Annotated in this window: 5 protein-coding genes; all 5 read left to right on the plus strand. The window is 60.3% G+C overall.

The window, feature by feature from the left end; all coding sequences use genetic code 11:
• Window positions 1-106 precede the first annotated feature (106 nt).
• The 5 genes from AC0L2R_RS14390 (at window position 107) to AC0L2R_RS14410 (ending at window position 6,043) form a co-directional block, all read left to right on the plus strand.
• Window positions 107-928: a D-glutamate cyclase family protein gene (locus tag AC0L2R_RS14390; protein WP_473509718.1), complete on the plus strand. Its 822-nt coding sequence runs from the start codon at window positions 107-109 to the stop codon at window positions 926-928.
• A 198-nt stretch (window positions 929-1,126) separates the two neighbouring features.
• Window positions 1,127-2,518: an endo-1,3-1,4-beta-glycanase EglC gene (gene eglC / locus AC0L2R_RS14395; protein ID WP_236388236.1), complete on the plus strand. Its 1,392-nt coding sequence runs from the start codon at window positions 1,127-1,129 to the stop codon at window positions 2,516-2,518.
• A gap of 84 nt (window positions 2,519-2,602) precedes the next feature.
• Window positions 2,603-4,357, plus strand: a complete 1,755-nt coding sequence (locus AC0L2R_RS14400; protein WP_473509720.1) for a type I secretion system permease/ATPase — start codon at window positions 2,603-2,605, stop codon at window positions 4,355-4,357.
• Window positions 4,357-5,667: an HlyD family type I secretion periplasmic adaptor subunit gene (locus AC0L2R_RS14405; protein WP_473509722.1), complete on the plus strand. Its 1,311-nt coding sequence runs from the start codon at window positions 4,357-4,359 to the stop codon at window positions 5,665-5,667. Before AC0L2R_RS14400 ends, AC0L2R_RS14405 begins: the two co-directional genes overlap by 1 nt.
• Window positions 5,668-5,749: 82 nt before the next feature.
• Window positions 5,750-6,043, plus strand: a complete 294-nt coding sequence (locus AC0L2R_RS14410; RefSeq protein ID WP_473509723.1) for a hypothetical protein — start codon at window positions 5,750-5,752, stop codon at window positions 6,041-6,043.
• Window positions 6,044-6,224 lie beyond the last annotated feature (181 nt).

Here is a 6,224-nt window from a genome sequence, read left to right on the forward strand (position 1 = left end):
CGGCCAATAAATACAATTTATCGTTGAGGAAAGATTCTGACAATTTGACAAGCAGCCGAGCCGCCAACGATCTTACGCCTCCCGACCTGTCTCTGAACCGGAAGCCATGGCTCGCCTGACCACTTCACCGATCTTCGAGGACCTGCGACTGGTCGATGCGGACAGGCTGCGCAGGCTTGTCAGAATGGGCGCCTATGAGGGGCATACAGGGGGGCTGGCGCACGGTAAGCTCCAGGCCAATGTTGTGATCGTGCCGCGCAGCTTTGCCTGCGATTTCCACCAGTACTGCATCCGCAACCCGAAACCCTGTCCATTGGTCGGCGTTAATCGCGCCGGCAGCCCATTGATCCCGGCGCTGGGCGACATCGACATCCGCACCGATGCCCCCCAGTACAACATCTATCATTTCGGCGAGCTGACCCGTCGCAGGACGGACATCATCGACCTGTGGCAGGATGATTTTGCCGCTTTCGCGCTCGGCAGTTCGCTGACCGTAGAAGCTGCACTTGCCGAAAAGAAACTGAGCCGCATCGGCTGCGGCAAGGCCTCACCCAAGTTCCGAACCAGGATCCAGACTTGCCGCGTCGGACCGTTTGGTGGCGAAATGGTCGTCTCGATGCGTCCGATAAGCCGTTGCGATGTCGACAGGGTTCGCGCTCTCACCGCACGCTTCCCGCATGCCCACGGCTCTCCCATCCATGTCGGAGATCCCACGGTCATCGGAATAGCCGATTTGATGGCTCCCGACTGGGGCGATGCGGTCAAAATCATCGACGGCGAGGTCCCTGTATTCTGGGCCAGCAGCATCACCGCACAGGATGCACTTGCTCGTGCCGAGCTGGCGACCTCGATCACGGTATCGCCGGGGCACATGCTGATCACCGATGTCGATGCACGAGCCGATGCGGGCGCTTTCAAGGTCTACTAGCAGTTCTTCATCACCGGTCAGCGTTGCAGTTGGCCCAACCTTATGCACTCGAGGCAGTGAAGCTCCCCGGCAAGTGCGCCCACTACGTGATAACCATTTGGTAACCTTCCGAACTGGAAAGTGAAAAAGTACTGGCTACTTTTGCCCTCGATAGATGTTAGGGCTGCTATCGAGCGAGACAAAGGAGAAAACACCGGGATGGCCACAGTTCTGAACGCCAAGGGCGTTCCACTTGCCTACAGCGGCTCCTCCGCAAGGTGGTATTCGGCGACGAATTCCGGCCCGACCCTTTATGGCAGCACATACAACGACTCGATGTATGGCGACGCTGCCGTCACCGTCACAATGCGTGGCGGCAAGGGCGACGACATCTATTATCTGTATGCCGCGAAAAACAAGGCGGTCGAGCTGTCCGGCGAGGGCGTGGACACCATCTCTACCTGGATGAGCTACAAGCTCCCCGCGAATTTCGAGAACCTGACGGTCACCGGCGACAAACGCTATGCTTTCGGAAACGAGCTGAACAACATCGTTACCGGCGGCTCCGGCCAACAGACGCTCGACGGCTTGCAGGGCGATGACGTGCTCAAGGGCGGATCCGGGGCGGACATTTTCGTCGTCAACCCCGGCAACGGCAGTGACCTGATCCTGGACCTTGGCGCGACGGATACGGTTCGCGTCGGGAGCTACGGCTTCACCTCTTTCGAAGAGGTGCGCGCCAACATGGTCCAGTCGGGAGCCAACGTCCGCCTAAATCTGTCCGACGGCGAGTTTCTCGTCTTCGCCAACAAGACCATCGGCGATTTCACTGCAAGCCAGTTCAAGCTGGCCGTGGACAGGTCGGCCCTGGAACTGACCTTTTCGGACGAGTTCGATACGTTGGACCTGTGGAACGGCTCGAGCGGCACCTGGGATTCGAATTACTGGTGGGGGGCCGAGAACGGCAGCACGCTCACGAGCAACAATGATCTTCAATGGTACATCGATACCGACTACGCCCCGACACGCTCCGTCAATCCGTTCAGCATCGAGGACGGCGTTCTCACCATTACCGCCGCCCGGGCTCCTGAAGCGATCCGTCCCTACATAAATAACTACGAATACACGTCAGGGTTGCTGACGACCTACGAATCCTTCGCGCAGACCTACGGCTATTTTGAAATTCGCGCCGACATGCCCGAAACACAAGGGGCATGGCCGGCCTTCTGGCTTCTCCCGGCGGACGGCTCCTGGCCACCGGAACTGGACGTCATCGAGATGTTCGGTAAAGATCCAAACAAGCTCATCCTGACAGGCCACTCGAACGCGACGGGAACGCATACAACAGTAGGCACGACGGCCTATGCCGCGGATACCGAAGGGTTCCACACGTATGGCGTGCTTTGGACAGAAGACGAACTCGTCTGGTATTTCGACGACGTCGAAGTCGCTCGTGCCGCAACGCCTGCCGACATGCATGACCCGATGTATATGCTGGTGAATATGGGGATTGGTGGCCAGGCGGGAGAGCCCGCCGACGAGCTTGCGACGCCTGCCGAAATGCAGATCGACTACATCCATGCCTATGCGTTGCAAGACTGGGTTATCTGACATTTGACAGATGGACTCGGCACCGACACGTTCGTCATCATTTCGGGCGCGGCCATTGCCGCCTGAGACCGAACTGGAACTGATGTGAAGCCGACGTCGCATCCCATTCCACCCGAGCCGCCGCGAACGACACTCGCGGCGGTTTTGGCTTCCTTCCGGCGAGCGTTGGGCGGAATTGCGTTGATGAGCGGCGTCGTCAATGTCCTGGCGCTGACCGGCTCGTTCTTCATGCTGCAGGTCTATGATCGTGTCATACCCGGCCGCAGCGTGCCGACGCTCGTCGGGCTCGCCGTGTTTGCCGGCACACTTTTCGTTTTTCAGGGCGTTCTCGAACTCATCCGGTCGCGTTTGCTGGTGCGCATCGGGATGGCGCTGGACGCGCGCTTGAGCGGACAGGTCTATGCCGCCCTCATGCGTCTGCCGCTGCGAACCAAGCTCGCAGGCGACGGCCTTCAATCGTTGCGCGACCTTGACCAGGTGCGATCGTTCATGTCGAGCGCCGGCCCGACCGCGCTTTTCGACCTGCCGTGGATGCCGCTCTACCTGGCAATCTGCTTCCTGTTCCATTTCTGGATCGGCATGACGGCGCTGGCCGGCGTGGTCATTCTGTTCAGCCTGGCATTGCTTGCCGAAATTCGCACGAGAGAGCCCGCCAGAAAGGCAAACAGTCAAGCGGCAGCGCGCAATACACTTGCCGAAGCGACACGTCGCAATGCCGAGGTTCTGCAGGCCATGGGCTTTGGCTCGCGCATCGCCGAGCGCTGGTCAGGGATCAATGCCGGCTATCTCGACACCAATGCAACGGCCAGCGACCTTGCCGGGACGCTCGCAACGATCGCGAAGATCCTGCGCATGATGCTGCAATCGGGCATCCTGGCGATCGGCGCTTATCTGGTCATCCATCAGGAAGCGACCGGCGGCATCATGATCGCCAGTTCGATCATGATGAGCCGGGCGCTCGCACCGATCGAACTGGCTATCGCCCACTGGAAGGGCTTCGTCACCGCCCGCCAGGCCTGGGCCCGCTTGACCCAGCTTTTGGTCCTGCTTCCCGAAACTGCGACAAGTGTCTCGCTGCCTGCTCCGAGATCTGCTCTTTCGGTCGAAAGTATCAGTGTCGCACCGCCGGGTGAGCGCCGGATGGTCGTGCAGGACGCCACCTTTGCACTGGGACAGGGCGTCGGCCTCGGCATCGTCGGGCCGAGCGCTTCGGGCAAGTCATCGCTCGTGCGCGCGATTGCCGGCATATGGCTCCCGGTTCGCGGCACCGTCAGGCTGGATGGCGCAACACTCGACCAATGGTCGCCGGAAGAACTGGGCAAGCATGTCGGCTATCTGCCGCAGGATGTGCAACTGTTCGACGGCACCATTGCCGAGAACATCGCGCGCTTCGAGCCGCAAGCGCCTTCCGACAAGATATTGGCGGCTGCGCGCGCGGCCGGCGTTCATGAACTCGTCATCCACCTGGCGGAAGGCTACGAGACACGCATCGGCGAGGCCGGTTCGGCGCTTTCGGCTGGCCAGAGGCAGCGGGTGGCGCTTGCCCGGGCTCTCTACGGTGACCCGTTTCTGGTTGTTCTCGACGAGCCTAACTCCAACCTCGACGCGGAAGGCGAGGCCGCGTTGACGGTGGCGATTCAAGCTGTTCGCGCGCGAGGCGGTATTGCCATCGTGGTCGCACATCGGCCCAGCGCGCTGGCCAGCCTGGATCAGGTTCTTGTGATGGCGAACGGCCGTATTCAGGCCTTTGGCCCGAAGAATGAGATCTTGAACAAGATAACCCGCCCAGCGGGCGTTCCCTTGAAGGTCGTTTCCGGACTTGAAGAGACGGCATCCTGATGGCGCAACGCACGATATTCGCAGCCGATCGCACCATTCGACGCTATCTGCTTGGCGGTGTCGCAACCTGCATCCTGCTGGTTGGCGGGGCGGGGAGCTTGGCCGCCGTCACCGAGATTTCCGGAGCCGTCATCGCTTCGGGAAAGCTGGTTGTCGATTCCAGCGTCAAGAAGGTGCAGCATCCGACGGGTGGCGTTGTCGGTCAAATCTTCGTCCGGGAAGGCGATGCCGTGCAATCGGGCAAGGTCTTGATCCGCCTCGATGAGACCATCACCCGGGCCAATTTGGCGATCGTCTCGAAGAGCCTGGACGAATTCGAGGCGCGGCTGGCTCGCCTTGAGGCCGAGCGCGACGGCAAGGCAAGCATCGTCTTTCCAGCTTCGCTTGTGTCACGCCAGGATGCCCCCGAGATTGGTCGAGCGATGGCCGGCGAGCAATCTCTGTTCGAATTTCGCCGACAGGCACGCGCCGGTCAGAAGGCTCAGTTGCAGGAGCGCATTGCGCAGCTTGCCGAAGAGGTTTCCGGCTTGACCGAGCAAAGAGATGCCAAGAGCCAGGAAATCAAGTTGATCGGCTTTGAACTCGAAGGCATGCGCAGACTTTGGCAACGCAAGCTGGTTTCGATCGATCGTATTACTGCGCTTGAACGCGATGCCGTGCGGCTTAAAGGCGAGCACGGGCAACTGACTGCGGCCATAGCGCAATCGAAGGGTCGTACCTCCGAAATCCGTTTGCAGATCATCCAGATCGACCAGGATTTGCGCAGCGAAGTGGCAAGCGAACTGCGAGACGTCCAGGCAAAGATCTCCGAGTCCGTCGAGCGCAAGGTTTCGGCCGAAGATCAGCTCAAACGCATCGACATACGCAGTCCGCAGAACGGTGTCGTTCATCAGCTCGGCGTGCACACGGTCGGTGGCGTTATATCTCCAGGCGAGCTCATCATGCTGATTGTCCCGGTGACGGACGACCTGACCGTCGAGGCGCGTGTGGCTCCGCAAGACATCGATCAGTTGACGCCAGGGCAAGGCGCGACCCTGCGGCTGTCTGCATTCAATCAGCAAACGACGCCGGAACTGAATGGTGCCGTCAGCAAGATTTCCGCCGACCTCAATGTCGATGAGAAAACCGGCACCGGCTTTTACACCGTGCATGTTGCTTTACCGCGCACAGAGCTTGGCCGGCTCAAGGGCGTGGCCCTGGCGCCAGGCATGCCTGTCGAGGTGTTCTTTTCGACCGGCAACCGCACCATGCTGTCCTATCTCGTAAAACCTTTGGCGGATCAGATCCAGCGAGCTTTCAGGGAGCAGTAGGCCCTCTCTGCGAGCCGACGAGCTGAATTCCGGAACAAGGATGCGATTTTGCCGTTTCGCCTGAAACCGGAAGCGATCCCACATGTCCGAGTTGACGAATGAAGAGATCGAGGGTCGGCTCAATGCCCAGCGAGAGACTCTGGCGCTGGTCGTCGCGCTGCTTGCCGGCCCCGACAAGTCAGAGCGAATATGGGCCGAACTGGAAGCCCGCTTTCAATTCCAGAACAATCAGGAAGACCCCGGCGCCGTGCCAAGCCGTGCATTCGCCATTGAGAGCGCGATGATGCGGGAATTCAAGCTGATCTTCGAGGAAGCGCGAGCACGCAAGGCGGAATGGAATGCCGACAAGCCATCCACAAGCGCCGCCAGTTCCTGACGGGGACTGCCGCCCGGCCTGCAGCATCTCTCACGCTGGGGATTAGCTACAGCCACCACGCCTTCGTCATCCCAGGGCGGAGCAGGAGCGAAGCGACGTCGCGTAGACCCTGGGATCCATATGTGGACGGCGCCTTGCCTGCAACGGTCGTTCTAGGGTGTTTTCGATCGCTTGCGTCCAT

Source organism: Mesorhizobium sp. WSM4820, assembly GCF_055811075.1.